Annotated in this window: 28 protein-coding genes and 3 pseudogenes; 10 read left to right on the forward strand and 21 right to left on the reverse strand. The window is 71.5% G+C overall.

Annotation, left to right across the window (positions count from 1 at the left end; genetic code table 11):
- Positions 1-35 precede the first annotated feature (35 nt).
- Genes E2651_RS05495 through E2651_RS05505 form a run of 3 tightly spaced genes read right to left on the reverse strand, consistent with a single transcriptional unit; the run spans position 36 to position 2,805 of the window.
- The gene (locus tag E2651_RS05495; RefSeq protein WP_135329843.1) at positions 36-782 is read right to left on the reverse strand and encodes a cupin; all 747 of its coding nucleotides are present in this window, start codon (positions 780-782) and stop codon (positions 36-38) included.
- Complete coding sequence (locus tag E2651_RS05500; RefSeq protein ID WP_135329844.1) at positions 776-1,690, reverse strand: PmoA family protein; 915 nt, start codon at positions 1,688-1,690, stop codon at positions 776-778. Before E2651_RS05500 ends, E2651_RS05495 begins: the two co-directional genes overlap by 7 nt.
- On the reverse strand, positions 1,687-2,805 hold the full coding sequence (locus tag E2651_RS05505) for a Gfo/Idh/MocA family oxidoreductase (protein ID WP_135329845.1): 1,119 nt from the start codon (positions 2,803-2,805) through the stop codon (positions 1,687-1,689). Before E2651_RS05505 ends, E2651_RS05500 begins: the two co-directional genes overlap by 4 nt.
- 270 nt (positions 2,806-3,075) lie before the next feature.
- Between E2651_RS05505 and E2651_RS05510 the strand changes: the two genes are divergently transcribed.
- A complete protein-coding gene (locus E2651_RS05510; RefSeq protein WP_245238587.1) occupies positions 3,076-4,278 on the forward strand; it encodes a Gfo/Idh/MocA family oxidoreductase in 1,203 nt (400 codons plus the stop codon).
- Between the two features lie 84 nt (positions 4,279-4,362).
- Here the strand turns inward: E2651_RS05510 and E2651_RS05515 are convergent, their stop codons facing one another.
- Positions 4,363-5,808, reverse strand: coding sequence for a glyceraldehyde-3-phosphate dehydrogenase (locus E2651_RS05515; protein ID WP_135329847.1), 1,446 nt, complete (start codon positions 5,806-5,808; stop codon positions 4,363-4,365).
- A gap of 103 nt (positions 5,809-5,911) precedes the next feature.
- Positions 5,912-6,454, reverse strand: coding sequence for an FABP family protein (locus E2651_RS05520; protein ID WP_209446077.1), 543 nt, complete (start codon positions 6,452-6,454; stop codon positions 5,912-5,914).
- A gap of 214 nt (positions 6,455-6,668) precedes the next feature.
- Here E2651_RS05520 and E2651_RS05525 point away from each other — a divergent pair, with 214 nt between their 5' ends.
- Positions 6,669-8,150, forward strand: coding sequence for an amidase family protein (locus E2651_RS05525; RefSeq protein ID WP_135329849.1), 1,482 nt, complete (start codon positions 6,669-6,671; stop codon positions 8,148-8,150).
- A 41-nt stretch (positions 8,151-8,191) separates the two neighbouring features.
- Positions 8,192-8,587 (forward strand): helix-turn-helix transcriptional regulator, encoded by a 396-nt coding sequence (locus E2651_RS05530; protein WP_135329850.1) that lies wholly within the window; start codon positions 8,192-8,194, stop codon positions 8,585-8,587.
- Between the two features lie 21 nt (positions 8,588-8,608).
- Here E2651_RS05530 and E2651_RS05535 read toward each other — a convergent pair whose 3' ends face one another.
- The 13 genes from E2651_RS05535 to E2651_RS05595 form a co-directional block, all read right to left on the reverse strand.
- Complete coding sequence (locus E2651_RS05535) at positions 8,609-9,094, reverse strand: molybdopterin-dependent oxidoreductase (protein WP_135329851.1); 486 nt, start codon at positions 9,092-9,094, stop codon at positions 8,609-8,611.
- Positions 9,095-9,576: 482 nt separating this feature from the next.
- Positions 9,577-10,677, reverse strand: a complete 1,101-nt coding sequence (locus E2651_RS05540) for a sulfite oxidase (protein WP_135329852.1) — start codon at positions 10,675-10,677, stop codon at positions 9,577-9,579.
- A gap of 57 nt (positions 10,678-10,734) precedes the next feature.
- Complete coding sequence (locus tag E2651_RS05545) at positions 10,735-11,019, reverse strand: hypothetical protein (RefSeq protein WP_135329853.1); 285 nt, start codon at positions 11,017-11,019, stop codon at positions 10,735-10,737.
- A 161-nt stretch (positions 11,020-11,180) separates the two neighbouring features.
- Complete coding sequence (locus E2651_RS05550) at positions 11,181-11,978, reverse strand: alpha/beta hydrolase (RefSeq protein ID WP_135329854.1); 798 nt, start codon at positions 11,976-11,978, stop codon at positions 11,181-11,183.
- Between the two features lie 105 nt (positions 11,979-12,083).
- Positions 12,084-12,869: an SAM-dependent methyltransferase gene (locus tag E2651_RS05555; RefSeq protein ID WP_135329855.1), complete on the reverse strand. Its 786-nt coding sequence runs from the start codon at positions 12,867-12,869 to the stop codon at positions 12,084-12,086.
- A gap of 16 nt (positions 12,870-12,885) precedes the next feature.
- Complete coding sequence (locus E2651_RS05560) at positions 12,886-13,461, reverse strand: ABC transporter substrate-binding protein (RefSeq protein WP_135329856.1); 576 nt, start codon at positions 13,459-13,461, stop codon at positions 12,886-12,888.
- Positions 13,458-13,781 (reverse strand): metal-binding protein, encoded by a 324-nt coding sequence (locus E2651_RS05565; protein WP_245238588.1) that lies wholly within the window; start codon positions 13,779-13,781, stop codon positions 13,458-13,460. Before E2651_RS05565 ends, E2651_RS05560 begins: the two co-directional genes overlap by 4 nt.
- Complete coding sequence (locus E2651_RS05570) at positions 13,778-14,509, reverse strand: 2OG-Fe(II) oxygenase (protein ID WP_135329857.1); 732 nt, start codon at positions 14,507-14,509, stop codon at positions 13,778-13,780. Before E2651_RS05570 ends, E2651_RS05565 begins: the two co-directional genes overlap by 4 nt.
- 74 nt (positions 14,510-14,583) lie before the next feature.
- The gene (locus tag E2651_RS05575; RefSeq protein ID WP_135329858.1) at positions 14,584-15,087 is read right to left on the reverse strand and encodes a methylated-DNA--[protein]-cysteine S-methyltransferase; all 504 of its coding nucleotides are present in this window, start codon (positions 15,085-15,087) and stop codon (positions 14,584-14,586) included.
- A 263-nt stretch (positions 15,088-15,350) separates the two neighbouring features.
- Complete coding sequence (locus tag E2651_RS05580) at positions 15,351-16,289, reverse strand: PhzF family phenazine biosynthesis isomerase (RefSeq protein WP_135329859.1); 939 nt, start codon at positions 16,287-16,289, stop codon at positions 15,351-15,353.
- Entirely contained in the window at positions 16,286-16,696 is a 411-nt protein-coding gene (locus E2651_RS05585) for a RidA family protein (RefSeq protein ID WP_135329860.1), read from the reverse strand. The genes E2651_RS05580 and E2651_RS05585 overlap by 4 nt, the downstream gene beginning before the upstream one ends.
- On the reverse strand, positions 16,683-18,164 hold the full coding sequence (locus E2651_RS05590; protein WP_135329861.1) for a leucyl aminopeptidase: 1,482 nt from the start codon (positions 18,162-18,164) through the stop codon (positions 16,683-16,685). Before E2651_RS05590 ends, E2651_RS05585 begins: the two co-directional genes overlap by 14 nt.
- Positions 18,161-19,135 (reverse strand): DMT family transporter, encoded by a 975-nt coding sequence (locus E2651_RS05595; RefSeq protein ID WP_245238589.1) that lies wholly within the window; start codon positions 19,133-19,135, stop codon positions 18,161-18,163. The genes E2651_RS05590 and E2651_RS05595 overlap by 4 nt, the downstream gene beginning before the upstream one ends.
- 183 nt (positions 19,136-19,318) lie before the next feature.
- Here E2651_RS05595 and E2651_RS05600 point away from each other — a divergent pair, with 183 nt between their 5' ends.
- Complete coding sequence (locus E2651_RS05600) at positions 19,319-19,939, forward strand: L-threonylcarbamoyladenylate synthase (RefSeq protein ID WP_135329862.1); 621 nt, start codon at positions 19,319-19,321, stop codon at positions 19,937-19,939.
- A 24-nt stretch (positions 19,940-19,963) separates the two neighbouring features.
- On the opposite strand, the gene E2651_RS05605 is transcribed toward E2651_RS05600, so the two are convergent.
- Complete coding sequence (locus tag E2651_RS05605; RefSeq protein WP_245238590.1) at positions 19,964-20,845, reverse strand: EamA family transporter; 882 nt, start codon at positions 20,843-20,845, stop codon at positions 19,964-19,966.
- A 156-nt stretch (positions 20,846-21,001) separates the two neighbouring features.
- Here E2651_RS05605 and E2651_RS05610 point away from each other — a divergent pair, with 156 nt between their 5' ends.
- The 6 genes and pseudogenes from E2651_RS05610 to E2651_RS05635 all read left to right on the forward strand — a co-directional run bounded on the left by E2651_RS05610 (position 21,002) and on the right by E2651_RS05635 (position 25,279).
- Positions 21,002-21,853 (forward strand): LysR family transcriptional regulator, encoded by an 852-nt coding sequence (locus E2651_RS05610; protein ID WP_135329863.1) that lies wholly within the window; start codon positions 21,002-21,004, stop codon positions 21,851-21,853.
- A 76-nt stretch (positions 21,854-21,929) separates the two neighbouring features.
- A pseudogene (locus tag E2651_RS05615) lies at positions 21,930-22,442 on the forward strand (cytochrome D1 domain-containing protein); the annotation flags it as partial.
- A 55-nt stretch (positions 22,443-22,497) separates the two neighbouring features.
- Positions 22,498-22,753: pseudogene (locus tag E2651_RS45100) on the forward strand (SAM-dependent methyltransferase); the annotation flags it as partial.
- Positions 22,754-22,969: 216 nt separating this feature from the next.
- A complete protein-coding gene (locus E2651_RS05625; RefSeq protein ID WP_135329864.1) occupies positions 22,970-23,407 on the forward strand; it encodes an ATP-binding protein in 438 nt (145 codons plus the stop codon).
- A 129-nt stretch (positions 23,408-23,536) separates the two neighbouring features.
- Positions 23,537-23,893: a DUF779 domain-containing protein gene (locus tag E2651_RS05630; protein WP_135329865.1), complete on the forward strand. Its 357-nt coding sequence runs from the start codon at positions 23,537-23,539 to the stop codon at positions 23,891-23,893.
- A 201-nt stretch (positions 23,894-24,094) separates the two neighbouring features.
- A complete protein-coding gene (locus tag E2651_RS05635) occupies positions 24,095-25,279 on the forward strand; it encodes a phosphodiester glycosidase family protein (protein ID WP_135329882.1) in 1,185 nt (394 codons plus the stop codon).
- A gap of 16 nt (positions 25,280-25,295) precedes the next feature.
- Here E2651_RS05635 and E2651_RS45105 read toward each other — a convergent pair.
- Together E2651_RS45105 and E2651_RS05645 are read right to left on the reverse strand one after the other, a co-directional pair.
- Positions 25,296-26,309 (reverse strand): annotated as a pseudogene (locus tag E2651_RS45105) (hypothetical protein); the annotation flags it as partial.
- Positions 26,310-26,353: 44 nt separating this feature from the next.
- A complete protein-coding gene (locus E2651_RS05645) occupies positions 26,354-26,548 on the reverse strand; it encodes a hypothetical protein (RefSeq protein WP_135329866.1) in 195 nt (64 codons plus the stop codon).
- Between the last annotated feature and the right edge of the window lie 78 nt (positions 26,549-26,626).

The following is a 26,626-nucleotide window of genomic DNA, read 5'->3' on the forward strand; positions in this document are numbered from 1 at the left end:
TGGTTCTTGACGGGCGCTTCTGGTGACGGGTGCGGTTACTCGCCGTGGTACGGGAGCGTGGTGCCCGGCAGTTCGTACTCGTCGCGTCGGCCGCACATGCCGTAACCGCCGCGCCGTGAAGGAGCGGTGTCGTACGAATCCGAGGCGGCGAGGTAGTCCGGGCTGCCCGCCTCGAGCGCGTCGAGCTGCGCGCCGGTGCGCTCGGCCGTGGCCAGCGCGCCCGCCTGCCACAGCTCACGCCACGTGGGCACCTTGTCTCTCACGAGCCGGGCCGCGGCCTCCTGGAACTCCAGGTAGGGTCCGTTGTCCCCGGCCCTGAGCGCATCGCGCAGCGGCAGATATCCCTCGACGGCCAGGTCGCGGCGTTTGCGTGCGGCGGCCTCCGTCTCCGGGCCGGACTTCGCGGGGAGCCGTGCCGCCGCGGCGTACCGCTCGGGGTCGGCGAGCACGTCGGGCGGGAAGGTGAAGACCGCGTCCCCGGCCTCGGGCAGGCCGCTGTTCTGCATCAGCACGGTGATCCGCAGATCCCCGCCCTGCACCATGCGGTGCACGGTCCCCGGCGTGAACCAGGCGACCGAGCCCGCCTCCAGGGGCACGTCGCGGTAGCCGTCGGGGCTGAGCGTCTGGACGGCGCCGCGGCCGCCGGTGACGACGTAGGCCTCCGTGCACACCAGGTGCAGGTGGGGGCTGCCACCGCAGACGCCGTCGGCGGCCTCCCATGCGTAGGCGCTGAGGTGCGAGAGCCCGACGGCTCCGGGCAGCGGGTGCGGGAGGCTCACCATGACAGTCCCTTCAGGTGCGTCGCGACGCGGTCGCGGTCCCAGGCGCCGTCCGCGACCACGACGCGGTAGCGGTAGTCGAAGGACGCGCCGGGTGCCAGCTCGAACTCCTCGAAGAATGCCCAGGAGAAGGCGACGGTGGGGATGGGTTCGGAGCGCACGAACCAGTGCGACGCATGGATCGCGTCGAGGTTCCCGGGGGCGTGCGCGAAGACGAGTGTGGAGTGCGCGTCGACGTCGTCGTGCTCGGCGGTGAAGGCGAGCCAGGGGCCCTGGGTGCCCATCAGCTCGCCCGCGTCCTTCTCGTCGCCGGGGCCGAAGACCGCGCAGCCGGTGAAGTCGCGCGGTCCGCGCCACTGCAGACCCGTGTATCCGGCCATCTCACGGCCGGCCGTGGTCGGCGAGCCGAAGTGCAGAGGTTCGGCACGGGTGTTGGTGAGCCGGATCGACCAGTCGACGGCGTACGAACCGGCTTCCTCGTCGACCAAGTGAACCGTGATGCCGCGCCGCTCCCTGGCCCACTCCTGGCCGCCGTTCTCGATCCAGGTGAGGTCCTCGGCGAGGCTCAGCCGGTCCGCCTCGACGTCGAGGACGGGGAAGCCGTCGTGCCGCATGGATCCGACCCGGTCCGGCAGCGCGAGATAACCCTCGCCGTGGACATAGCAGTTGCCTCCCCAGAAGTTCTGCCCCGACAGATGGCTCGCGGTCATCTGGAGGCCCTTGTGCCAGCGGTGGTCGTTCGGACGGTAGCCGGAGACCTGGTGCCCGGCGAGGGTGCGCAGGGGGTGGATGCAGGGCTTGCGGGCCTCGAAGGCGTCCGGGTCGGGAGCATAGACGTAGCTGAGCAGTTCGATGTCGCCGGCCCTGACCGTGATCCGCTCGCCGTGGGTGTGGGTGACCTGAATCGTCATCGCTGGGGGCTCCAGTCGGGGTGGCCGCCGTGCATGGCCGGGTAGTAGGGGTCGCCGTCGGCGATCTCGCCCGCGCGCACCGGCAGTCGGGTGAACGCCGACTTGTAGAGCGCGGCGGCGAATTCGAGGGTGCGCCGGGCTTCGGGTCCGCTGCCCGGCGGCCGTACGCTTTGCTCGTACGCGTCGAGGAAGGCGCCCAGTTGGGCGGCGTGCGAGCTGGGCACGTCGGCGTCGGGCGTGCGCCAGGTGTCCGCGCGTGCGGCGGCCACGTGCGGGGCCGGGGTGTAGACCCAGTCGTCGTTGGAGTACCCGTACAGATGGGTGAGTTCGACGGTCGCGTCCGCGCAGTCGACGCGGATGCGGCTGACCTCGTCCGGCGAGAGGACGCTGTTGACGACGGTGGCGAGCGCGCTGCTCTCGAACCGCACGAGGGCGGTCGAGACGTCCTCGCTCTCGGTGGCGTGGACGAGGCGGGCCGCCATGGCGCGTATCTCGGTCCAGTCGCCGAGGAGATGAAGGAGCAGGTCGAACTGGTGGATGCCGTGCCCCATCGTGGGGCCGCCGCCCTCGCTCTCCCAGCGGCCGCGCCACGGCACCGCGTAGTAGTCGCTGTCGCGGTGCCAGGTGGTCTGGCAGTGCGCGACCCGTGGGGCGCCGAGCTCGCCGCTCGCGATCAACTGGCGGGCGTGGACGGCGCCCGAGCCGTAGCGATGCTGGAAGACCACCGACGCGTACGCTCCCGAGGCCTCCTCGGCGGCGGCGATCTCGTCGTACTCGGCGAGCGAGAGGCACAGCGGCTTCTCGCACAGCACCCAGGCGCCCGCCTTCAGCGCAGCGACGGTCTGTGCCCGGTGCAGCGACGGCGGGGTGCCGATCAGGACCACGTCGGGGCGGACCGCGTCGAGCATCGCGTCGAGGTCGGCGTACCCCTCGACGTCCGGGCCCGACTCGCGGGCCCGCGTGCGGAACGCGTCGAGCCGGGCGGGGTCGACATCGACGGCAGCTCGCAGCTCGATCCGGTCGGCATGGGCCCGCAGGGCGGGCAGATGGCTGCCGGTGACGATGCCGCCGGTGCCGACGACGGCGGCCCGCAGGCGAGTGGGGGTGGAGGACATGGGTCTCCTCGTACGGCGGTGGACGGCGGTGGACGGCTGTGTACGGCGGTGGACGGCTGTGTACGGAAGTAGAAAGCGCTTGCGCCGAGGGCGACACTAGGCACGGCGCGATTGTCAGGACTAGACCCCCGGCAGCAAGAAATGAAACGAATCAAAATGTGGACAGCAGGCGATCCGGAGTGTCAGCCTCAGGGGGCGGCAGGCGACATCCATCCGCACCCCGCCCGCCGAAATCCCCCCGCAGAAATCCATCCCGCGAACGGATTCCGCATGGCCGTCCACAACGGCTGGATCGCGGCCGACCATCCCGGCCGCCCGCCCGTACCGGCGTACGCCGCCGAGGACTTCGAGGAGACGCTGCGCCGCGAGCGGATCGACCTCGTCGTGGTGTGCACCGTCGACCACCTGCACGACCACTACATCGTCCGGGCCCTCGAAGCGGGCTGCGACGTGGTCACCGAGAAGCCGATGACCACGAGCGCCGACCGCGCCCGTCGCATCCTCGACGCCCGGCGCCGCACCGGCCGCGAGGTCCGCGTCGCCTTCAACTACCGCTACAACCCGGCGCATTCGGCCGTGCGCGAGCTGCTCGCGGGCGGCGAGATCGGCGACATCGGCTCGGTGCACTTCGAGTGGCTGCTCGATCTGCGGCACGGCGCGGACTACTTCCGCCGCCGGCACCGCGACAGGGCCAACTCCGGCGGCCTGACGGTGCACAAGGCCACCCACCACTTCGACCTGGTCAACTGGTGGCGCGGCACCGAGCCCGAGACCGTGTACGCGCAGGGCGGGCTCTTCTTCTACGGCGACGAGGCGGGCCAGCGGCGCGGCCTGGCCCGCGACTACACCCGCGCCCACGGATCGCCCGCCGCCGAGGGCGGCCCCTTCGCCGTCCGCCTCGCCGACTCACCCGCGCTGACCGCCCTGTACCTGGACGCGGAGGCGGCGGACGGCTACCACCGCGACCAGAACGTGTTCGGCCCCGGCGTGAGCATCGACGACGACATGGCGGTGCTCGTGCGCTACGCCTCCGGCGCGACCCTGACGTACCACCTCACCGCGTACGCGCCCTGGGAGGGCTACCGCATCGCCTTCAACGGCAGCGCGGGACGCGTCGAACCGCTCGTCGAGGAGTCCACCCGGACCCGCTTCGACGCACGGACCGACGGCGCGAGCCCGGTGATGCACGGCGCGGCGGTCGGCGACGAGGCCGGGCGCACCCAGCTCCTGGTGCGCCGCTTCTGGGAGGAGCCGCGCGAGGTGCGGGTGCCCACGGGCGAGGGCGGGCACGGCGGCGGTGACGTACGCATGCCGGCCGATCTCTTCGGCGAGCGCTCACCCGGCGACACGGACCCGCTGGGGCGCGCGGCGGACGCGGGGGACGGGGCGCGCTCCCTGGCCACCGGGCTCGCCGCGAACGAGTCGTTCGCGACGGGGCTGCCGGTCGGCGTCCGGGATCTGCTGAACGCCTGAACGCCTGAATGCCTGAATTCCTGAACGACGACGGTCCGGTGCCCCGCCGCGCGGGACACCGGACCGGTCGGGCTGTGCGAAGGATCAGACCGCCGTGGCCGGGTAGGTCGGGTACTCCACCCCGGAGACGTGCTGGACGACCCGGATGACCTGGCACGAGTAGCCGAACTCGTTGTCGTACCAGAGGTAGAGGATCGCGTTGTCGCCGTCGACCTTGGTGGCGCCCGCGTCGACGATCGAGGAGTGGCGCGAGCCGACGAAGTCCATGGAGACGGCGTCGGGAGCGGTGGTGAAGTCGATCTGACGCTTGAGCGGCGAGTGCAGCGAGACGTCGCGGAGGTAGTCCAGGACCTCGTCGCGGCTGGTCTCGCGGCCCAGGCGCAGGCTCAGGATGGCGATCGAGACGTCCGGGACGGGGACGCGGATCGAGCTGCCGGTGATCGGCGCCTTGAGGTCGGGCAGCGCCTTGGCGACGGCGGACGCGGCACCGGTCTCCGTGATGACCATGTTGAGCGGCGCGGAGCGGCCGCGGCGGTCGGCCTTGTGGTAGTTGTCCAGGAGGTTCTGGTCGTTGGTGAACGAGTGGACGGTCTCCACGTGGCCGCGCAGCACGCCGTACTCGTCGTCCATGGCCTTCAGCGGCGGGACGATCGCGTTGGTGGTGCAGGAGGCGCAGGACAGGATCTGCTCGTCCGGCTTGATCGTGTCGTGATTGACGCCGTGCACGATGTTCGGGACGTCGCCCTTGCCCGGGGCGGTCAGGACGACCTTCTCGATGCCGGGGCGCAGGTGCTTGGAGAGACCCTCGCGGTCGCGCCACTTGCCCGTGTTGTCGATGAGGATGGCGTCCTTGATGCCGTACGCCGTGTAGTCGACCTCGGACGGGTCGTTCGCGTAGATCACCTTGATGGTGTTGCCGTTGGCGACGATCGTGCTGTTCGCCTCGTCAACGGTGATCGTGCCCTGGAACTGGCCGTGGATGGAGTCGCGGCGCAGCAGCGAGGCGCGCTTGACGAGGTCCTGGTCGCCGCCACCGCGGACGACGATGGCGCGCAGGCGCAGGCCGTTTCCGGAGCCGGCCTTCTCGATGAGCAGGCGGGCGACGAGGCGGCCGATGCGGCCGAAGCCGTAGAGGACGACGTCGCGGCCGTCCTGGCGCTCGATCTTGTTGGCGCCCGTGGCACCGGCGACGGCCTCGGCGGTGAATTCCGCCACCGTCAGACCGCGGTCGTCGGCCTTGTACGTCGCGGCGAGCATGCCGATGTCGATCTGGGACGGGCCGAGATCGAGCGTGGTGAGAGCCTGCAGGAACGGCAGCGTCTCGGTGATCGAAAGTTCCTCACCGGCTATCTGCCGGGCGAATCGGTGCGTCTTCAGGATGCTGACCACCGACTTGTTCACCAAGGAGCGGCTGTGCAGCAGGATCGTCACGTCCCGCTCACGGTGCAGCTTCCCGATGATCGGGATCATCGACTCCGCGATCTCCTCGCGGTTTTTCCAATTGGTGAACGAGTCCTCATTGACAGTCACAGGTTTATCTTTCGAGCTAGGCGGCGCTCATATGGTAACCCCTTGTCACTTTGATCTCTCCAGGGGGACCGTCCGAGCGCCCCGCCCCGCTCCCGCGGGCGTCCTACGCCGTGCGCCGGAGCCGTGCCGAGAGGTGGTGCTGCAGCGGCCTGCCGACCGCCGCGAGGTCGTGGACGAAGGTGAGGGTGTCGTCGTCGGTCAGGGTGTAGCGGCGGCGGGTGGCGTCGACCTCCTTGGCGGTGGGGGTGCACGCCACCTCGCAGGTGGAGAGGTCGACGGTGCCGTCGGCGGCGTGCCCGACCGCGATCTCCGCGATGCCGGTGGGCTGGGTGATCAGCGCCTCGATCCGGCCGTCGGGCTGCAGCCGCCACCAGCCGCTCTCGCGGGCCGAAGGACGCAGCGGCGCGCCATCGGCGTCGAGCAGCCAGGCCCGCGCCTCGTAGCGCAGGAAGGGGCGCCCGTCGTGGCTGAAGGTGACGTCCTGCGCGTACGCGAAGTCACCGTCGAGCGTCGGGTACCCGCCCTCGCCCCGCCCGTGCCAGGTGCCGAGCAGACCGAGCACGGGCGTGAGCAGTGCGTGCGGGGCGGGCGCCTCGTCCGGCCGGTGGGCGTCGGGGTACGGGTGCGACGGTGCGGGGTCGAACACGGGGTGCGCTCCTGGGAGTCGGGGTCGGTGCCGGGGGAAGCCTAGGGGGCGGTCCGCCCTGTGGCGGGAAGCGGCGGCGCCATTCCTCGACAGCGCCATTCCTCGACGGGCCCATTCCTCGACGGGCCCATTCCTCGACGGGCCCATTCCTCGACGGGCCGCCCACGATCTACGCTCCACGGGACCATGGCTTCTAGTGCTCAGGGGGTACGCGGTGGACTACGCCGACTACAGGGCTCACGACGCGGTCGGTCTCGCCGAGTTGGTGGCCCGGCGTGAGGTCACGCCAGCCGAACTCCTGGAGGCGGCCGTCAGCCGTTCCGAGGCCGTGAACGGGAAGATCAACGCGATCATCCGGCCCATGCGTGACATCGCCCGCGACCGCGCCGCCCAGGAGCTCTCCGGGCCGCTCGCCGGAGTGCCGTTCCTGATCAAGGACCTGATGCAGGACTACGCGGGCCGGCCCACCGGACGCGGCTCCCGCGCCACCCAGGCGGACGTGGCCGCCGAGCACAGTGAGGTGGTGCGGCGCTGGCTCGAGGCGGGCCTGGTGATCTTCGGGCAGACCAATGTCCCCGAGTTCGGCATCAAAGGCATCACCGAGCCGGAGGTCACGGGCGCGACCCGCAACCCCTGGAACCTCGCCCACACGCCGGGCGGCTCGTCCGGCGGCTCCGCCGCCGCGGTGGCCGCGGGCATCGTCCCGGCGGCCGGGGCGAACGACGGGGGCGGCTCGATCCGCATCCCCGCCGCGTGCTGCGGCCTGTTCGGGCTCAAGCCGGGGCGCGGCCTGGTGCCCGCGGGTCCCGGCCACGCGGAGCTCCTGCTTGGCGCCGCGGTCGACGGTGTCGTCTCGCGTACGGTCCGCGACAGTGCGGCGCTCCTGGACACGCTCACCACCCGCCCCGATCCCGGCGGACCGTTCCTGGCGGAGCGCCCCGACACCTCGTACGCGGAACTGGCCCGCCGCACGCCGGGCAGGCTGCGCATCGGTGTCAGCACCCGTTCCCCCATCGGCACGCCGGTGGCCCGGGAGGCGGTGGAGGCCGTCGAGCTCGCCGTGAAGGTCCTCAACGGGCTCGGGCACGACGTCGAGGAGGCCGAGCCGCACATCGACGGGGTGCGCCTGGCCGACGACTTCATGTCGATGTACGCGGTCGCGGAGGCCGCGACCATGGCGGAGATCCAGCACCGCATCGGCGCCGAGGACGACCGGTTCGAACTCGACACCCGCCTGATCGCCGCGGCGGGCAACGCGGTGAGCGCGACGGAGTACACCATCAGGCACGCCCGCTGGAACACCTACAACCGCCGCCTCGCCGCCTTCCACGAGCGCTACGACCTGCTGCTCACCCCGACCCTGGGCCGCCCTCCGGTCCGCGTCGGCGAGCTGGACACGCCCTGGCTGACGCGCAAGGTCGGTGCGGGGCTGCTGAAGGCGGGCATGGCGGGGCGGCTCAGCAAGACCCGGCTCTGGAAGCGGGCGGTGGTGCAGAACCTGGCACCCAACCCCTTCACGCAGCTCGCCAACATCACCGGCCGCCCGGCGATGTCGGTGCCGCTCTACCGCACGCCGGAAGGTCTGCCCCTGGGTGTGCAGTTCGTGGGCCCGCTGGGCAGCGAGGGCCCGCTCCTGGCCCTGGCCACGCAACTCGAAGGGGCCGCGCCGTGGGCACACCTGGAGCCCCGGCTGTGACCTGACGCGGCGCCCGGCAGGCGCCCGGCTAGAGTTCCGCCGTGCCGACGTACAGCATTGGTCAGGCCGCGCGCCTGCTGGGAGTGAGTTCGGAGACCGTCCGCCGGTGGGCCGACGGCGGACGGCTCTCGATGGAGCGGGACGGCTCGGGGAACCGGGTGATCGACGGCGTCGGCCTGGCGCGGTTCGCCGCGGAACGGGCGCAGGGCCAGGGGCCGGATGACGACGCGCCGCAGACGTCGGTGCGCAACGCGCTCACGGGGATCGTCACGGGCGTGCGGTCCGACGGTGTCGTCGCCCAGGTGGAGATCCAGTCGGGTCCGCACCGGCTCGTGTCGATGGTGACCCTGGAGGCGGTCGAGGAGCTGGACCTGGCGGTCGGGGTCACCGTCACCGCGCGGGTCAAGTCGACGAACGTACACGTCGACCGGCCCTAGGACGCGGCGCGGCGTGCCGGATCAGCCGGTGGCGGGTGACGCCCCCGGCGCGTAGCGGCCGTCCACGTGAATGCCCTGGATGCCGCTGATGTGCCGGGCCCCACAGCGGTCCTGGGGCAGGACCAGCTGCGGGCCCGCCAGGTCGAGCGGGGTGTCGTCGATGCCGACCGCGAGCAGGACGGGGGCCCGGCCGAAGTCGGGGTCGATCTCGGCCCAGGACAGCAGGCCGTGATGGCCGTCCGCGCCCGTCACGGCGATCAGGAACCGCAGCCGGTCCTTGCGCCGCGCCGGGTCGAACCCCGGCCCGGCGTCGGACAGCACGTCGTGCAGCAGCGGCCCCTCGAAGAGGTGGTGCTGCATGCCGCTGGTGGCGCACTCGAAACTGACCCGCACCCGATGCTGCGGCCAGGCGAGCAGATCGGCCACCGTCAGCCGGGCCGGACGCGCGACGTCACCGGTCAGTTCGAGCTCCGCCACCGGGCGGGCGGCTGTAAGGGACTGACTCACTGGCTACCACCTCCCGCAGGACCGTACCCGGACAGCGGCCCATCAGAAACGCAGATGCCCATATCTTCCTGGATTCAGCCCAGTGGATGAGATGCCTCGAGGATCAGGCACCTCCCATTTGCACAGAGTCGCCCATCCCCCTGGTGTCGACACGGACCCATCCGGCGGATTCGCCAACTGCCGCTCCAGCGCCGCACGTTCACGTCCCGCACACGACCAGGACGCGTTATCCCTGGGTAGGACTTCACGCACGGGCCGCGCACTCTCCCCACCTTTCCGACATGAAGGAGTCCCCCACCTAGTCACGTCCCGCAGCGCCCGGCCGGCACGGCTCGCCCTCGCCACGGCGCTCGCGGCGCTCGCCGCCACCGCCGTGCCCTTCCAGGCCCTGGCCGCCGCCCCGCCGGCCGACCGGGGCCGGTGTGGGGTAGCGGTAGCGGTTGCGGTTGCGGTTGCGGTAGCGGTTGCGGTCGAGCGATCCATCAGCAGCACAGGACCGGGACGCGCTGTACGAGGTTGTTTCCGAACCCTCCCCGGTTCCAGGGCTGTTCGAGGGGCTGGGTGTGTCCGTCGGCGTCGGATGCGCGGACGGTCAGCGTGTGGCGGCCTGCGGGCGCGGTCCACGTGGTGTGCCAGGCCTGCCACCCCCAGGGGTGCGGGCCGCGCCCGTCGACCTCGGCATCGGTCCAGGTGCGGCCGTCGTCGGCGCTGACCTCGACCCGTGTGACCGGCCCGTACCCGGACCAGGCGCGCCCCTCCAGCTCGACCGGGCCGGGGCGCACGACCCGTACGCGTGACATGAAGTCCGGGAAGCCGGGCGGGATCAGCAGGGCGCGCGGGGCGATCCGGGTGACGGGCTCGCCGGGGTCGTCGGGGGACTGCCGGAACCGGTACGCGACGGCCTGCTGGAAGCCGGTGAACGGGGTGTCGGTCAGTTCGATGCGGTGGAGCCATTTGACGTGCGCCATGCCGTACCAGCCGGGGACCACGAGCCGCAGCGGGTGGCCGTGCTGGGGCGGCAGCGGGCCGCCGTTCATCTCGTACGCGAGCAGTACGTCCGCGTCCACGGGGAGCGGCAGGCTGCGCCGGTAGTCCTGCTCGACGCCGCGCTCGATTCCGTGGTCCGCGCCCGTGAAGACGGCCTCGATCGCACCGTCCTCCACCCCCGCCTCCGCGAGCACCGTGCGCAGCGGTACGCCCGTCCAGTCGGCGGTCCCCACCGCTTCCACCAGCCAGGGCTGGCTGACCGGGCGCGGGCTCAGCCGGGCGCGGCCGTTGCCCGCGCACTCCATCGTGACCCGGTGGGTGACGGCGGGCAGCGCCCGCAGCTCCGCGAGGCCCAGCTCCAGGGGCGTACGGACCTGTCCGCCGACGGAGAGCTGCCAGGTGTCGGCGTCGGCCACGGGGATGTCGTAGTGGACGAGCACATAGTGCAGGCCGGGCGGTGTGACGTCGTAACGCAGGGCTTCCAGCGGCAGCCCGTGATTGCGTGCCGCGAGCGCCAGCTCTTCCGCGCTGATGCCCTCGTCGACGGCGGCGACGCGTGCCGATGTGCTGACATCGCCGAGGGATGTCCACTCCATACGTCCATGGTGGCCCGTGCGGGCCGGGCCCGCACGGCAATCGACTGCGCGCGGCTGTCAGGATCCGGGGAACCAGTAGTTGTGCACGGAGGTCGACTCGGGCTGTCCTCCGGGGCCGGACAGGCCGACCGACGCGGCGATGGGCATGATCTTCTCGCTGAACGCCTGCATGTGCCGCTCGGACTCCCAGACGTCGTAGATGTCCAGGCCGTCGCCGCTCGGTACACAGACGTGGGCGATACAGCCCTCGAAGATCTCGGGCGTTTCCTGGAGCTTCGCGTTGAGGGTGTCGTACTGGGCGGTGGTGACGCCCGGCAGGGAAGCGTGCATGAAGATCGCCATGGGGGCTGCTCCTTGTGTGATGAGGGGTGCGATGGGATGAGGGGGTGCGATGAAGGGCGTGGCGGCCGCTGCCCCATGGCCAGCACAGCACGCCCGCCCGCCGGTGGCATCCGCAAACGATCCGGGCGAGCGCGGCGCGACCGGGGTCCGGCCCTCGCTGATCAGCCGGCGAAGTCGGCGATGTCCCTCGCCACCCGTTCCGGCCTCTCCCAGTACACGGCGTGTCCCGCACCCTCGTAGACGATCAGCCGGGAGCCGAGAACGGTGTCGAGGATCGTCTGCTGCTCCTCGCGCGTCACGATCGGGTCGCGGTCGCCCCAGACGGCCAGCGTGGGTACGAGGATCCCGGACAGCGTCGCCCGCAGATCGGTTTCGAGGAGGCCGCGCAGCGCCTCCCGCCACACGCGGGCGGGTGCCTTCAGGTTCTCCTCGACGACGGTCTCCAGAAATCCGCGGGCGACGGGCTCGGCCGTCATGCCGAGTTCGAACCGCTCCACCAAGTCACGGTCCACCGGGTCCTCGAGCTGCCGTACGACCTCCCACAGGTCGGCGGCGGCCTGCTTGTCGGCGAGGGCGACAGGAACGCCCAGGAGCATGAGCCCGGCGACCCGGTCGGGATAGCGGCCCGCGACGATGCGCGCCTGCACCCCTCCGCTCGACGCCCCGACGAGCACGGCGTGCTCGATCCCCAGGCCGTCCATGAAGGCGACGAGGTCGGCGGCGAAATCCTCGGGGAAATAGCCGTCCGGGGGCTTGTCGGCGTCCCCGTGGCCCCGCTGTGTGGGCGCGTAGACGTGCAGGGAGGACGGCATGCGCCGCAGCAGCGGTTCGAACGTCCACCAGGAGTCGACGTACCCGTGGACCAGCACGACCGGCGTACCCGAAGGGCCGCCCACCTCGGCATACGGAAGGACAAGCCCCTCACGCAGCTCTGCCTTGTGCACGGCGACGGCCGGCATGACGGCCCTCCTCACCTCTGTGTCCAGCGTAAGGAAAGGCGGGCCGTGGGGCAGGTCGAGGCTCCCCGGTGGGGTAGCCCGGGCCTGTTACGGAATCGGGCCCTGTTACGGAACGCGGGCGACCCCCACGTAGAAGCCGCTCAATTCCTCCTTCGGGGCGGGCGATTCCTGGTACCAGCGGGTCGCTGTCACCAGACCGGGATCGACCAGCTCCAGGCCGTCGAAGAAGGGCTCGACCTCGTCGCGGCGCCGCATCCGCAGCGGCACCTGGCCCTCCCTGTAGGTGTTCTTGACGGACTCCACGAGCTCGGGGTGCTCATCGGTGGTGCCGTGCGAGAGGACCAGGTAGCTGCCGGACGGCAGGGCGTCCACGAGGGTGCGGGCGAGGGCGTACGGGTCCTCGTCGTCGGTGATGAAGTGCAGCAGCGCGATGAGGGACAGGGCGACGGGCTCGGCGAAGTCCAGGAACTCGCGCGCGTGGTCGAGGATCGCCTCGGGCCTGCGCACATCCGCCTGGATGTAGTCCGTGGCGCCTTCCGGGGTGCTGACCAGCAGGGCTTCGGCGTGGCGCAGCACGATGGGGTCGTTGTCGGCGTACACGATCCGGGAAGCGGGGGCGATCTCCTGGACGATCTGGTGCAGGTTCGGCGCGGTGGGGATGCCGGTGCCGATGTCGAGGAACTGGCGTACGCCGTTGTGCGCGAGCCAGGCGGCGGCACGGTGCATGAAGGCGCGGTTCCGTGCCGCGTTGTCCCTCGCCTCGGGCGGCAGCTTCTCGCCCATCTCCTGATCGACCAGGTAGTTGTCCTTGCCGCCGAGCAGCCAGTCGTAGACGCGGGCCGGGTGGGGCTTGCTGGTGTCGATGAGGAAATTGGCGTCTTCTGCGGTCATCGCCCGAGAGTACAGGTCAACCGTTCGAGCGGAGAGCGGAGTTGACCGGCGGGTACCAGGTGACCCATCCCCGGCGTACGTCCCAGGTGGCGCCGTCGGCGCTCGCACCGCGCAGCCCGTCCAGGGTGCCGGGACCGGCGAGCGCGGGCATCCGCGAGTCCCCGAGGGAGCCGAAGGCGTAGGTGCGGGCCGGGTCCCATCCGGTGGAGTGCCGCAGGCGCCGGGCGAGTTGGGCGAAGCCGAGGGGTGCCGCCGCCATCACCCAGGCGCCCGGCAGTTCGGCGGTCAGACGGTTCGCGGGCCGCAGCCAGGAGGCGGCCGTCTCGGGCCAGTGCACCGTCGCGAGGATCGTGCCGCCGCGTGCCGTCCAGGCGGCGGCGAAGGCCTCGGCGGAGCTCCGGGAGGCCGGATCCCGGCTGTGCCCGATCGCGACGGTCTCGATCCGGGCCTTCGGGAGGCGCAACAGGCCGATGAGAGCGGCGAGTTCGGCGTCCGTGTGGGCGACGGGAGCGGGCAGGTCCGGGTGGGCGGCCGACTCCGCGGCACGGATGAGGGGTGAACGGGAGGCCTCCCGTTCCTCGAGGATGCTCATGGTGGGGTGGTGCCGCCTTCCGTGTGTGCCTTGCGTCTTCTGTTTCTGTGCGAGCCTTCCGTACGGGCTTTCCATCGGGCGTACGCGACGGGCAGGCACACCGCGCACGGCCGGTGTCCGGCGGCGATCGCGGTGGCCTCGTCTGCGAAGAACACCCGCTGGGCGACGTAGTGGCCGCGGGCGATGGCGCGCAGCGCGGAGGGACAGTCCAGGCGTCCGTACAGGCGCCCGCGCCGGTGTCCGCCCAGCGTGCCCGGCGTGCTGCTGCGATACGGCTCGCCGTCCGGGCCGCAGAGTGTGTACGGGCCGGGGGACTTCACGCGGCGTCGTGGAAGACCAGGCCGAGCGTGCGCCGCCGCCCGGAGCGGACGGTGCTCACGCCGTGCCGCATGGGGGCGGTCGACCAGCCGCGCTTGGAGGCCACGGGCCGGTCGCGGGTGGTGAAGATCAGGCCGTGTCCCCGCGGCAGGGTCGTGGCCGATCCGCGGGACTGGGCGCGCGCACGCTGCTCGGTCATGAGGAACTCGCCGCCGGTGAAGTCGGTTCCGGGGCTGTCGAGGCCGATGACGACCTGGAGCGGGAAGAGCATGTCGCCGAACACGTCGCGGTGCAGGGCGTTCCAGTCGCCGGGGCCGTAACGCAGCAGGATCTGGGCGGACTTGGACTGCCCGGCCGCGTGACACATCGCCACCCACTCCGCCAGGCTGTCCGGCCAGGGCGCGGCCTTCCCGAGCTTCTCGGCCCAGTCACGGGCGATGGGCAGCAGCCGGGGGTAGAAGGCCTCCCTCAACTCCCGGACCAGGTCGGGCAGTTCGTGGGTGAAGTAGCGGTACTGGCCGGAGCCGAAGCGGTGCCGGGCCATGTCGACGGTGGTGCGGAAGCGGTCGGCGTCGTCGTACAGGGCGGCGATCTCGCGGCACTCCCCCGCGCTCAGGAGCCGGCCGGTGAGTGCGTGGCCGTGTGCGTCGAGCTCGGCGGTCAGCGCGGCCCAGTCCCCCGTATCGACGCGTTCGGTGACGTGGCTCGCGGGGTGCGTGGTGTCGGTCATGGTGCGGGGCCCTTCGTGTTGCGGGTCGGGCGTCCCGGCTCCGGCCGGAGGGGGACGGAGCCGGGACGCCGGCGTCAGACGAGGGTCGGCTGCAAGGCGCCCTCATGAGTGAGGAGCTGAACCTTGCGCTCCACACCGCCTGCGTAGCCGCGCAGGGAGCCGTCCGCGCCGATGACGCGGTGGCAGGGCCGCACGATCAGGAGCGGGTTCGCACCGATCGCGGCGCCCAGGGCCTGGACCCGCCCGCGGGCCACCCCGAGCCGCTCGGCGATCGCGCCGTACGTGGTCGATGTGCCGTACGGGATGTCCTCCAGGGCACGCCACACCCGCCGCTGGAACTCCGTGCCGGTCGGGGTGAACTCGACCTCGAACTCGGTGAGTTCACCGGCGAAGTACGCGGCAAGCTGCCGCGCGACGCCCGCGAACCGGCCGGGTGCGTGCCGCAAGTCGGCGCGCACGACAGGGGCGTTCTTCTGACCGGGCACGGACAGCGACGTCAGCGTGATGCCGTCGTCCGCCTCCTCGCCGACCAGCAGGAGTTCGCCCAGCGGGCTGGTGACGGTCGTGTAGACGGTCATCGCCGCCTCCTTTCCGCTCGCATACGCTTTTGCCTTCACTTGCCTTCGTTCCACCCCTCCAAGGTGGGGCGTCGCGGTCACGGTTGCTGGCGGAATTCGGACATCACGTCACGTTCGGACCAGCCGCCCCAGGCCGAGATCTGGACGGCATCGACGTACGCGACGGCGGATGATCCCTCACGTGTTCAGTACGCGTTCCGTGCGCGATCAGTACGCGTTCCGTTGCGCGTTCCGTGCGCGATCAGTACTCGATCAGTACTCGATCAGTACGCGTTCAGCCGCGCGCGGAACGCCGTCGTCGCGTCGCCCGTGATCGAGACCAGGAGTTCCTCGTCGCGCCCGGAGCCCGACCGCACGTCGACCCGCACCCCGACCTCACCGGGCCGTCCCATCGCCACCCCTTGGCGGCCGGTGAAGTCGAGCCTCCCGTCGGGTGCGGGCACGATCCCGTGGCGCACCAGATAGGCGCCGAGCGGGCCGTGACCATTGCCGGTCACCGGGTCCTCGGCGATGCCGATCGCGGGGGCGAACATCCGGGCCCAGGTGAGGAGTTCGGCCTCGCCGGTGGCGCGGGTGAAGACGAACCAGCCGTTGCTGCCGACCTCGTGGCTGAGCGACTTCAGCGCGGCCGGGTCTGGGCGCAGGCCGTCCACGGCGGCGCGGTGGCGCAGTTCCACGACGACCTTGGAGTGCCCGGTCGAGACGATCTGGACGGGCCCGTTGTCCGCGAGGTCACCGGTCTTCGCGCCCAACGCCCGCAGCAGCCGGTCCACCTGGGTGCCGTCCAGCTCGGGCCCGAACTCGGCCGCCCCCTGATGCATGCCGATCCGCACCCGGTCGCCGACACCGTCACCGTCACCGTCACCGTCACGGAGGATCTCCACCCGCTGGCGCAGCCCGCCGCCCGTCTTCTGCACCAGCGAGCCGGACGGCAGCCCGTACTCGACGGCCCGCGCGAAATGCGCACCCACGGTCGCGTGCCCGCACGTGGGCACTTCCGTCGTCGGGGTGAAGAAGCGGACGCGTACGTCGTGATCGGCGCCGTCAGGTTGCAACACGAAGGCCGTCTCGGAGTTGTTGAGCTCACGGGCGACGGCCAGCATGTCGGCGTCCGTCATGCCGTCCGCGTCGAGGACCACCCCGGCGGGATTGCCCGTGAACGGGGTCCGGGTGAACGAGTCGACCTGGTGGAGGATCCTCATCGCCGCCCGTCCGATCGCTCGGTGCGCCCGCGCCGGGCGACGGCGTCCGCGGCCACCCGGAACCCGTGGTGCAGCCCGGCTACCTGCAGGACCGCCCGTGCGGGGCGATGGTCGCCGAACACCTCCGCGAAGACGGCGTCGACCGCCTCCCAGGCGGTGATCTCCGTCAGATAGAGCTGGACCTTCGCGACCGATTCCGCGCTCTCGCCCGCCGATTCGACGATGGACAGCACGTTGGCCAGCGCCTGGCGCGCCTGCTCGGCGGGCGGTGCGTCGGCGCGGACGCCCCCGCCCACCGGAAGCTGCGCCGACACCCAGATGGTGCCGTCGGGCGTGACGGTGGCCTGCGCGTAGTGGCCGAACGGCTGGGGTGCCGCGGCCGCCGTGACGGACTCAAGAGCGGGCATCGGCGAGCTCCTCCGCGAGCCGTACCAAAGTCCTGACCGCGGTTCCCGTACCGCCCTGGGGCGTGTAGCCGTACGGAGTGCCCTCGTGGAAGGCCGGTCCCGCGATGTCCAGGTGCGCCCAGCGGGTACCCGCCGGCACGAACTCCTTGAGGAACAGGCCCGCGACGAGCCCTCCTCCCATGCGCTCCCCCTGGTTGGCGATGTCGGCCACCGGGGAGTCAAGGCCCTCCCGCAGCTGGGCGGGCAGCGGCATCGGCCAGGCCGGTTCGCCGGTGCGCCCCGCGGCGTCCACGATCCGCTCACGGAAGGCGTCGTCGGGGGACATCACGCCGAAGAGGCGGTTGCCGAGCCCCATCCGCATGGCACCGGTCAGGGTCGCCACGTCGACGATGGCCTCCGGCCGCTCCTCGCCTGCGCGCACCAGGGCGTCCGCGAGGACGAGTCGCCCCTCGGCGTCGGTGTTGCGCACCTCGACGGTTCTGCCGCCGTACATCCGCAGGACGTCGCCGGGCCGGACCGCGGATCCTGACGGCATGTTCTCCGCGAGCGCCAGCCAGCCGGTGACGTCGATCGGGAGGCCGAGCCGCGCCACGGCCGTCACGGCGGCGAGCACGGCGGCCGCGCCGGACATGTCGCGCTTCATGATCTCGTTGAAGCCGACGGGCTTGAGCGAGATGCCGCCCGAGTCGTAGGTGATGCCCTTGCCCACGAAGGCGACGCCGGTCCGCGCCTGTGGGTGGGTGTGGGCGATCCGCACAAGGCGCGGCGGGTTCACCGAGCCCTGGCCGACGCCGAGGATGCCGCCGAACCCGTGCTCGGCGAGCGCCTTCTCGTCGAGCACATCGACCGTGAGTCCGAACTCCGCGCCGACCACCCGCACGGTGGCGGCGAAGCTCTCCGGGTGCAGGTCGTTCGCCGGTGTGTTGATGAGGTCGCGGGCACGGTTCAGCTCCTGGCCGATCACCGTGGCGCGGCGCAGCGCGGCCTCGGCGCCCCCGTGCCGCGTGAGGATGGACACCTCGCCCACGGGCGGCTTGTCCTCGCCGGTCGTCCGGTACGCGGTGAAGGCGTACGCACCGAGCAGTGCGCCGAGCGCCACCGCTTCCACGGCATCGGGCGTGGCGGCAGGAAGGGCGAGCACGGCCTTCGTGGCACCGGCCAGGGTCCGGGCCGCCACGCCCGCGGCGCGGCGCAGCGCCTCGGTGTCGTGCCCGCCCTTGGCGTCGGCCTCGCCCAGGCCGACCGCGAGCACGAGGCGCGCCTCGATCCCGTTCGGCGCGGGGACTTTGACGGTTTCGCCCGCGGCACCGGTCATGCCGAGGGCGCCGAGCAGTTCGGCCGACGGGCCGTCGAACGCCGTTGCGTGTGGGGTGGGTATCGGTCCCTTGGGCCCTTGGGCGACACCGATCACGATGGCGTCCACGGGCAGCGACTCCGCGAGGGAGGCCGTCACCGTCACTTCGGTCATTTCAGTGCGTCCTGTTCTGCGTGCTGTGGTGCTTCGACGATCGTGAGGGCGCTGCCCTCCGGGGTTTCCGTGGTGTTCGGTGCGGATGCCCGCTTCTGGCGCCGCGTCATGCCGACTCCGACGAGTACGACGACCATGCCCGCGGCCACCCGGAGGCTGAAGGCCTCGTCGAGCACGACGGCGCCGAGCCCGACGGAGACCACCGGCAGCAGATAGCCGACCGTCGCGGCGTTGGTCGCGCCCTCGTCGGCGATGATCCGGTAGGTGAGGTGGAAGGTGATCCCGGTGGCGAAGATCCCCAGGACGACGACGGCGATCAGAGCCTTGGGCTGGACATGGACGGTATCGAGGCCGCCGACCGGCACCATCAGCGTCGTCAGCCCTGTCGCGGCCAGGAGTTGGGCCGTGGAGAGGGAGATGGTGGGGATGCCCTTGCCGACCAGATGGTGTCCCATGTACGCGAATCCGATGGCGTAGCTGGCCGCCGCGCCGACGATGGCGAGGGCGCCCCAGCTCGCGAGCCCCGACTGCTGCCACGGGGCGAAGATCAGCAGCACCCCCGCGAAGCCGAGCAGGAGCCCGGCCAGTCGGACAGGGCGCAGTCCGCGTTCCGTGCCGATGGCGAGGCCGATGAGCACCGACCACAGGGGCGTCGTCGCGTTCAGTACGCCGGCCACCCCGGAGTCGACGGTCTGCTCGCCGACGCTGAAGAGGCCGAACGGCAGGGCGTTGCAGAAGAAGGCGGCGACGGCGATGTGGCGCCAGGTCGCCCCGCCCTGGGGAAGCCGGCGGCGCCCGGCGAGCAGCAGGGCTGCGAGGGTCAAGGTGCCCAACGCGCAGCGTACGAGGGTGACTTGGACGGGCGAGAGACCGTCGAGGGCCAGTTTGATCCACAGGAAGGTCGATCCCCAGAGGAGCGCGAGAACCCCCACCCGTATCCCTGCGTAGGCACTTCCGGGGACGCCGCTCACGCTGATTCTCCTTGTCCGTGCCGTGGTCCGTGCATCGTTCGGGCCGTTGCCTCTTGAACGATGCCGCCGACGACCTGAAAGGACAAGCAAAGAGAATTGCACCTTCGTTAAGCTGAACTACATTCGTGATGGCCGCCCGTTCGCTGCGGCGGAACCGGCGGCCTGATCACGTACGCTCGGCGGATGGCGAAGTACTTCGACGTGCACCCCGAGAATCCGCAGCAGCGCACCATCGGCAAGGTGGTGGACGACATCCGGTCCGGCGCGCTCGTCGCGTACCCGACGGATTCCTGTTTCGCGCTGGGCTGCCAGCTGGGCAACCGTGACGGCCTGGACCGGATCCGGACGATCCGGAACCTCGACGACCGTCACCACTTCACGCTGGTCTGCCAGAACTTCGCCCAGCTGGGGCAGTTCGTGCACGTCGACAACGACGTGTTCCGGGCGATCAAGGCGGCCACGCCGGGCAGTTACACCTTCATCCTGCCCGCGACGAAGGAGGTGCCGCGCCAGCTTCTGCACCCGAAGAAGAAGACGGTCGGCGTCCGGATTCCCGACCACGTCGTGACGCAGGCCCTGCTCGCCGAGCTCGGCGAGCCGCTGCTCTCCAGCACCCTGCTCCTGCCCGACGAGGACGAGCCGTTGACGCAGGGCTGGGAGATCAAGGAGCGGCTCGACCACGTGGTGGACGACGTCGTCGACTCCGGCGACTGCGGCACGAAGCCGACCACGGTCATCGACTTCTCCAGCGGCGAGGCCGAGATCGTGCGTCGCGGTGCGGGCGACACGTCGCGGTTCGAATAACGGCCGCTTGCACGAGCAGCCGCCCTAGCGGCGGCTCGGCTCCCTGGGCGCCGTCCGGTCCACGGCCGTCGGCCGTGACCGGACGACCGCGCGCCGGGACCGCCTCCCGGGCACGAGAATGCTCACCGCGTTCGCCACGACGATCGCCGCGATGCCGAGCCACTCGACCCACTGCAGGGCCTGCCCCAGGACGACCAGGCCGACCAAAGCCGCGAGCACGGGGTTGACGCTCATGAAGATCCCGAAGAAGCGGGCGTCGACGCGGCGCAGGGCCAGCAGATCGGCCAGGAACGGCACCGCGGACGACAGCAGTCCTGCCGCGCTCGCGCAGGCCAGCGCGGTGAGGGTCGGCGGGTGGTGGGCGAGGACCACGATGCCGACCGGCAGGTACAGCAGGGCGGAGATGCCCGCGGCCGTCGCCGATCCCTCGACGCCCGGAAGGCGGGCCCCGACGGTGCGGTTGAGCAGGATGTACGAGGCCCAGCAGACCGCCGCGAGCAGGCCGAGCGCGATGCCGGCGTAGTCGGTGGTGGGCTGCGGGCGGGCCAGCGCGACCACCGCCACCCCCGCGACGACGGCACAGCCGAGGTCCACCGCCCGCCGCGACGCGGCCAGCGCGACCGTCAGAGGGCCCAGGAACTCCAGGGTCACCGCGAGGCCGAGGCCCACGCGGTCGATCGCGGTGTAGAGCGACAGGTTCATGGTGGCGAAGACCGCCGCCAGGCACAGCAGCGGCCACCACTGGCGCCAGGTGAAGGCGCGCAGTTTCGGTCTGCCCACGGCCATCAGGAGGACGCCCGCGACCCATTGCCGCACGGCCACCACCCCGGCAGGACCGATCGCGTCGAACGCCAGGGCGCCCGTGGCGGCACCGACCTGGTTGGAGAGACCACTGCCGAGCATCATGGCCGTCCCCGAGAACCGGCGGGCCGAACCGTCCGCCCGATCCCCCGCAACCACCCCGAGCCCGTCGGCGCCTTGAGACCTTCGCATGCACCGCAGAATGCGCCTCCCGCTCACATACGCAAAATGCATGTGAGTGCTCATCTATACGCTGGGGTCATGGATCTGGAGCTTCGGCATCTGCGCTGCCTGGTGGCCATCATCGACACCGGCAGCTTCACCGACGCCGCCGCCGAGCTCGGCGTCTCCCAGGCGGCGGTCTCGCGCACCCTCGGCGGCCTCGAGGAGACCCTCGGGGTGCGTCTGCTGCACCGCACCAGCAGGAGCGTCACGCCCACGACCGCCGGTGTGCAGGTCCTCGCGCGGGCCCGTCATGTCCTCGCGGAGGCCGATGACCTCATCCGCGAGGCGACCACCGGGCACACCCGGCTCCGCATCGGCCACGCCTGGTCGGCGATGGGCCGTCACACCGCGGAGTTCCAGCGCCGCTGGGCGGCCGAACACCCGGACATCGAGCTGTACTTGATCCGTACGAACTCGGCGACCGGCGGCCTCGCGGAGGGCCTGTGCGACCTCGCCGTCGTACGGACCTCCTTCGACGAGGCGCGGTTCGCCGACGCCGCGGTCGGCCAGGAGCGCCGCTACTGCGCCATGGCCGCCGACGACCCGTGGGCGAGGCGCCGCTCCGTCCCGCTGGCCGACATACGGGAGCGGACCCTGCTCATCGACCGGCGCACCGGCACCACCACGGCCGAGCTGTGGCCCGAGGGGACGCGTCCGGCCGTGGAGTACACACGGGACATCGACGACTGGCTCGCCATCATCGCGTCGGGCCGCTGTGTCGGCCTGACCCCCGAGAGCACCGGCAACCAGTACCGCCGCGACGGCGTCGTCTTCCGCCCGCTGCGCAACGCCGCACCCATCACCGTCCGGCTGATCTGGCGGCGCCACGACCCGCACCCCGCGACCCACGCCGCCGTCGCGCTCCTCGCGGACCTCTACCGGGGGTGAGGCCGCCTCGACCGGTTCGACCGGCTCGGCCGCCTCGACCGGTTCGACCGGTTCGACCGGTTCGACCGTCGATTCCGCTCCGCTCGTCAAAGGCCTGTACCAGTCCGCGTACTCCGAGCGGAACAACGTCCTGTGGGCCACGTCGGCGGTGGGCCGCCCGCCGGTCACCACGTCCGGTCTCGTGAAGGTCGACCCGAGAACGCTGAAGGTCGAGGTCCCGGTCGGCGACGGCCCCATCTCCATCGCGCTGTCCAAGGACGGCCGCACCGTCTACACCGCCGACCAGGCCGCCGGCGCCCTCTCGGTCGTCGACCTGCGTTCGGGCGCCGTCACGAAAACCGTCCCGACCGGCGCGGGCGCCCTGTCCGTCGCCACCGACCGGCGCTCGGGCAACGTCCTGGTCGCCAACCGGACGCCCGGCAACATCACCGTCGTCGACCCCCGCGAGGGCGCGGTCGTCGAGACCCCGGCCACCGGCGCCAACCCCAACCACGTCCAGGTGACCGACGGCACCGCGTACGCGGTCGACAAGTCCGGCACCGGCCCCGAGGGCCAGGACCAGGTGCACCGCATCCGCATCGGCGGCTGACTCCCCGCACCGAAGGCCCCGCGTCCCGCCGGGCGCGACCGCATGCCGGGCGGGACTCAGCCGCAACGGAGTACGTCAGGACCAGTTCCTCGACATCGGCACCGGAATCCCCACCGAGCCGAATCTGCACCAGATCGTCCAGGGGATCGTGCCGTCGGCGCGGGTCGTCTGCACCGACAACGACCCCATCGTGCTGCGGTCTGTCGCTCATCGCGCTCATGCACTTCCTCCCCGACGGCCAAGACCCGTACGGCATCGTGCGCACCCTGGTCGACGCGCTTCCCTCCGGCAGCCACCTGGTGCTCCCGCACAGGCGTCCGACCTCTACTCGGAACTGGCCGAGCGGGTCACCGCCGAGTACGCGAAGGGCCGCGGTGACCCGCATTCCCTGACCGGCGGCCCGGTTGGCGATCAGCCGGGACGGGCATCACCGTGGGGCAGGACCGGCCGCGCAAGACATGCCGTGGCCCCGGTGGACGGAGTTCCATGAGTGCGCCGGTTGTCCCAGGGAGGGGAAGTGAGTCGCCATGCGTGCGCACACGCGCGCCCATCGGCACACCGCACGCGCCGAATTCGCCCTGCCGCAGGAGGCCGCTTCGGCGGGCCGGGCACGGAAGCTGACCTCCGTGTTCCTGACCCGCCCCCATCGACATGTGACGAAGGTGGACGCCGAACGGGTGGACGACGCCACGCTGATCGTGTCCGAACTCGTCACCAACGCCACGCGGCACGGCCGCAGCCCCTGCCGCCTGCGCCTGGTCGTGTCCGACGCCCAGGTGACCGTCGAGGTCCATGACGCGAGCCCGGTCAGCCCGCACGTACTCAAGACGGGTACCGAGCTCAGGGCGGACACCGAGCGGGAGAGCGGGCGCGGCCTGGCGATGGTGCGGCACCTCGCCGCGCGCCTCGAGGTCGTCGGCACCGGCCGTGGCGGCAAGACGGTGCGGGCGGTCCTGGTCTGGTGAGGCCGCACGCCTGCCTGCTCCCCGCCGCCCTGTCCTGGCCGCGCGTGCAACGTCCTCGCAACCTTGCGCGGGGTTGACTGGAACCACCGCCTCAACGGCGGCCCGGCGAGCAAGGAATGGCAGCAGCCCATGACCGAATCCCCGCGCGTGGAGCTGACCCCCGCGGCCGCCGAACTGGTGCGGCGGCTTCGGGAGGCCCACGGACCGCTGATGTTCCACCAGTCCGGCGGCTGCTGCGACGGCAGCGCGCCCATGTGCTACCCGGAGGGCGAGTTCCGGACCGGTGACTCCGATGTGCGGCTCGCGTCCCTGGACGTGGCGGGCGTGGCCGAACCGGTGTCCTTCTGGATGTCGAAGAGCCAGCACGAGGTGTGGAGCCACACGCGGCTGATCGTCGATGTCGTGCCGGGCCGGGGCAGCGGCTTCTCCCTCGAAGCCCCCGAAGGCGTACGTTTCCTCATCCGTTCCCGGCTGGTCGGCAGCTAGCCGCCGGCCCGGCACCCATACGGCGCTGCCCCCTGGTGCACTTTCTGACCGACCCTCAGACTGAGACGGTCGGTCGGTCAGGGAGACTTCAGGGGGGCATGGGTGTCAACACGGCGCAAACACACCTTGGGACGGTTCAGAACGGCGAGAGCGGCGCTCTCCGTACTCACGGCATTCGGCACGCTGGCCGGTGCGGCTCTGATGGGAGCGGCACCGGCCAGCGGCGTACAGGCGGCCGACGAGATGGCCGAGTCGCGGATCGCTCCAGGCGTGAAGTACTGGCAGTTCGACATCCCGGCTTCCCACGGCATGGCCCGCGCGCACGTACTCGACGTCGACCTCAAAGACTCGCGCACCAGCGTCGGACTGCTCTATCCGGGTGCGGTCGGCGCCCGCACCGTCGTCTCCGCGCTCGCGGACGGCGCGGGGGCGGTCGGCGGGATCAACGGCGACTTCTTCAACATCACCGAGACCCAGCATCCAGGCGTCGAGGCCACCGGCGCGCCCGTCGGCCCGGCGATCGCACTCGGCCGTGCCCTCAAGGCGGCGGTGCCGAACGGTCAGCGCTTCGGTCCCGCGATGCCGCCCGGCGTGACCACCGAAGCCGTGCTCGGCGTGGGCTCCGACGGCCGGGCCCGCATGGACAGCCTCCGCCTCGACGGCGAAGTACGCACCCCGCAGTCCCGGTTGCCGCTGGGCGGACTCAATCAGTACGCCATCCCGGTGGGTTCCGTCGGGGCGTTCACCAGCGACTGGGGCAGCACGTCGCGGGTGCGCTCCACCTGCGGCACCGATACGAACCGGGGCGCGCCCTGCAGCACGGACACCCACGAGGTGACCGTGCGCGACGGGCGTGTCGTGGAGTCGGCCGACACGCCCGGCAGCGGGCCCGTGGCCCGCGGCACCACGGTCCTCGTGGGCCGCGAGGCGGGCGCGCAGCAGTTGCGCAAGCTGTCGGTCGGTGACCTCGTGCACGTCCGGCACCGCCTGGTGGCGGCCAATTCCCTCGTCCCGTTCCGCTTCGCGCTCGGCGGCTACCCGGTGCTGCGCGGCGGCGCCCCGCTGCCCGGCCTCGACTCCGTGACCTCGGCCATCCGGACCGCCGCCGGGATCTCCGACGACGGCAAGCGCCTGCTGCTGCTCTCGCTCGACGGCTCCCCGGAGTTCCGTACGGGCCTGACGATCGCCGAAGTGGCCGGCACCCTGCGCGAGTTGGGCGCGGTGGACGGATTCAGCCTGGACGGCGGCGGCTCGTCCACGCTGGTCTCCTCGAGCACCCTGGTCGCCAGGCCCCCGGGCACCGATTCCGTCACCGTACGGAACAACCCCAGCGGTGGCGCGGAACGCCCGGTGGCGAACGGCATCGGCGTGTTCTCCCTGACGTGAGCCCGGGCTCCGCCGGTCACTCGGTGTCCCGCACCGCCACGAGCCCGTTGAAGACACCGACGTACACCGTGCCGTCGGGGCCGAGGGTGACCGGCGCCCAGTTGTTGTCGTAGGCGATGCCCGTGCCGGCGAGGCGCTTCCACTTGGTCTCGCCGGTGCGGAAGTCGACGGCCGTCAGGGGCGAAGTGATGTTCTCGTAGCCGTAGTTGTTCTCGACGACGAGGCTGTCGCCCCAGCTGATCAGCGAGTTGTCGGTGGTGGACGCGCCGGAGCCGAAGACGGGGACCTTGCAGACGAGCCGCTTGTCGTCGGGGGCGTCGGCGCCTCTGCGGATGTCACCGGACTCGGGGTCGACGGTTCCGACGCGACCCTGCCGGGTCACCCACCAGATGCGGCCCTCCCAGTCGGGCATCACGGACGTGACCGGGTCACATTCGCCACTCGGGTAGAGGTTTGACCAGGTCACGCAGTCGTGCGGGACGTGCTCCGTCAGATCCCAGTCCTTGTCGACGACGAACCGCCAACTGCCGTCCGCCGTCTGCTCGTGCGCGAGCCGGACGATGTGCTGCCGGGAGTCGGCGAGCACCAGTCGGTCCTCGTTGTCGAGATACGAGTAGGCGCCGCCCGAGGTGTCCTTGAAGATCTTCGAGAAGTTGAGCCGGGTGATCGCCTCGACGGTGGAGGGGCGTTGCGGCAGCTTGTACTCGGCGAGCGTCTCCAGCGAGTCCGGGTCGAGCAGCTTCACCAGGAAGCCGGTGAAGGTGCCGCAGACGGTGACGATGCGGCCCGCGCGGTCGAAGGTGACGGTGGCGCACTCCCCGCCGAGCGCCGCCATCTTCTCGCTGTCGGCCTGCGGCTTCTTCCCGAGGGGCCCGTTCCAGGGGTACGTTCCGCTGCCCGCCGCGTCGGCGTGCATGCCGCTGCGGCCGTTGGCCGCGAGATACGGGTGCTGGGGCGGCTGTTCGCCGGGCAGCGGCTGAGCGGCGGCGGGCGCTCCCGCGTACTGCTCGACGAGCCGGTGACCCGGAGCCAGTTGTTCATGAAAGCGAAACGATCACGGCCTGAGGCCGATCCTCAGGGCTGCAGACCGCTGACGATGTCCGCGGTGGCCGTGAGCCCGTTGTGAATGGTCGGCGCCATGCTCGAACTCGCCAGATAGAAGCCGAGCAAAGCGCAGACCAGGGCGTGCGAGAACTTCAGCGCGCCGTTGCGCAGAAAGACCACTGCCAGGATCAGAAGCAGCAGCACCACAGAGACCGAAATGGCCATGGGACAACCTCCTCCGCCACGTCAACACCGTGGCTTCGGCCGTCAGTGTGGCGCAGCGGAGGGACCGTCCGGGCGACC

The organism is Streptomyces sp. MZ04 (assembly GCF_004684775.1).
Lineage (GTDB): Bacteria > Actinomycetota > Actinomycetes > Streptomycetales > Streptomycetaceae > Streptomyces.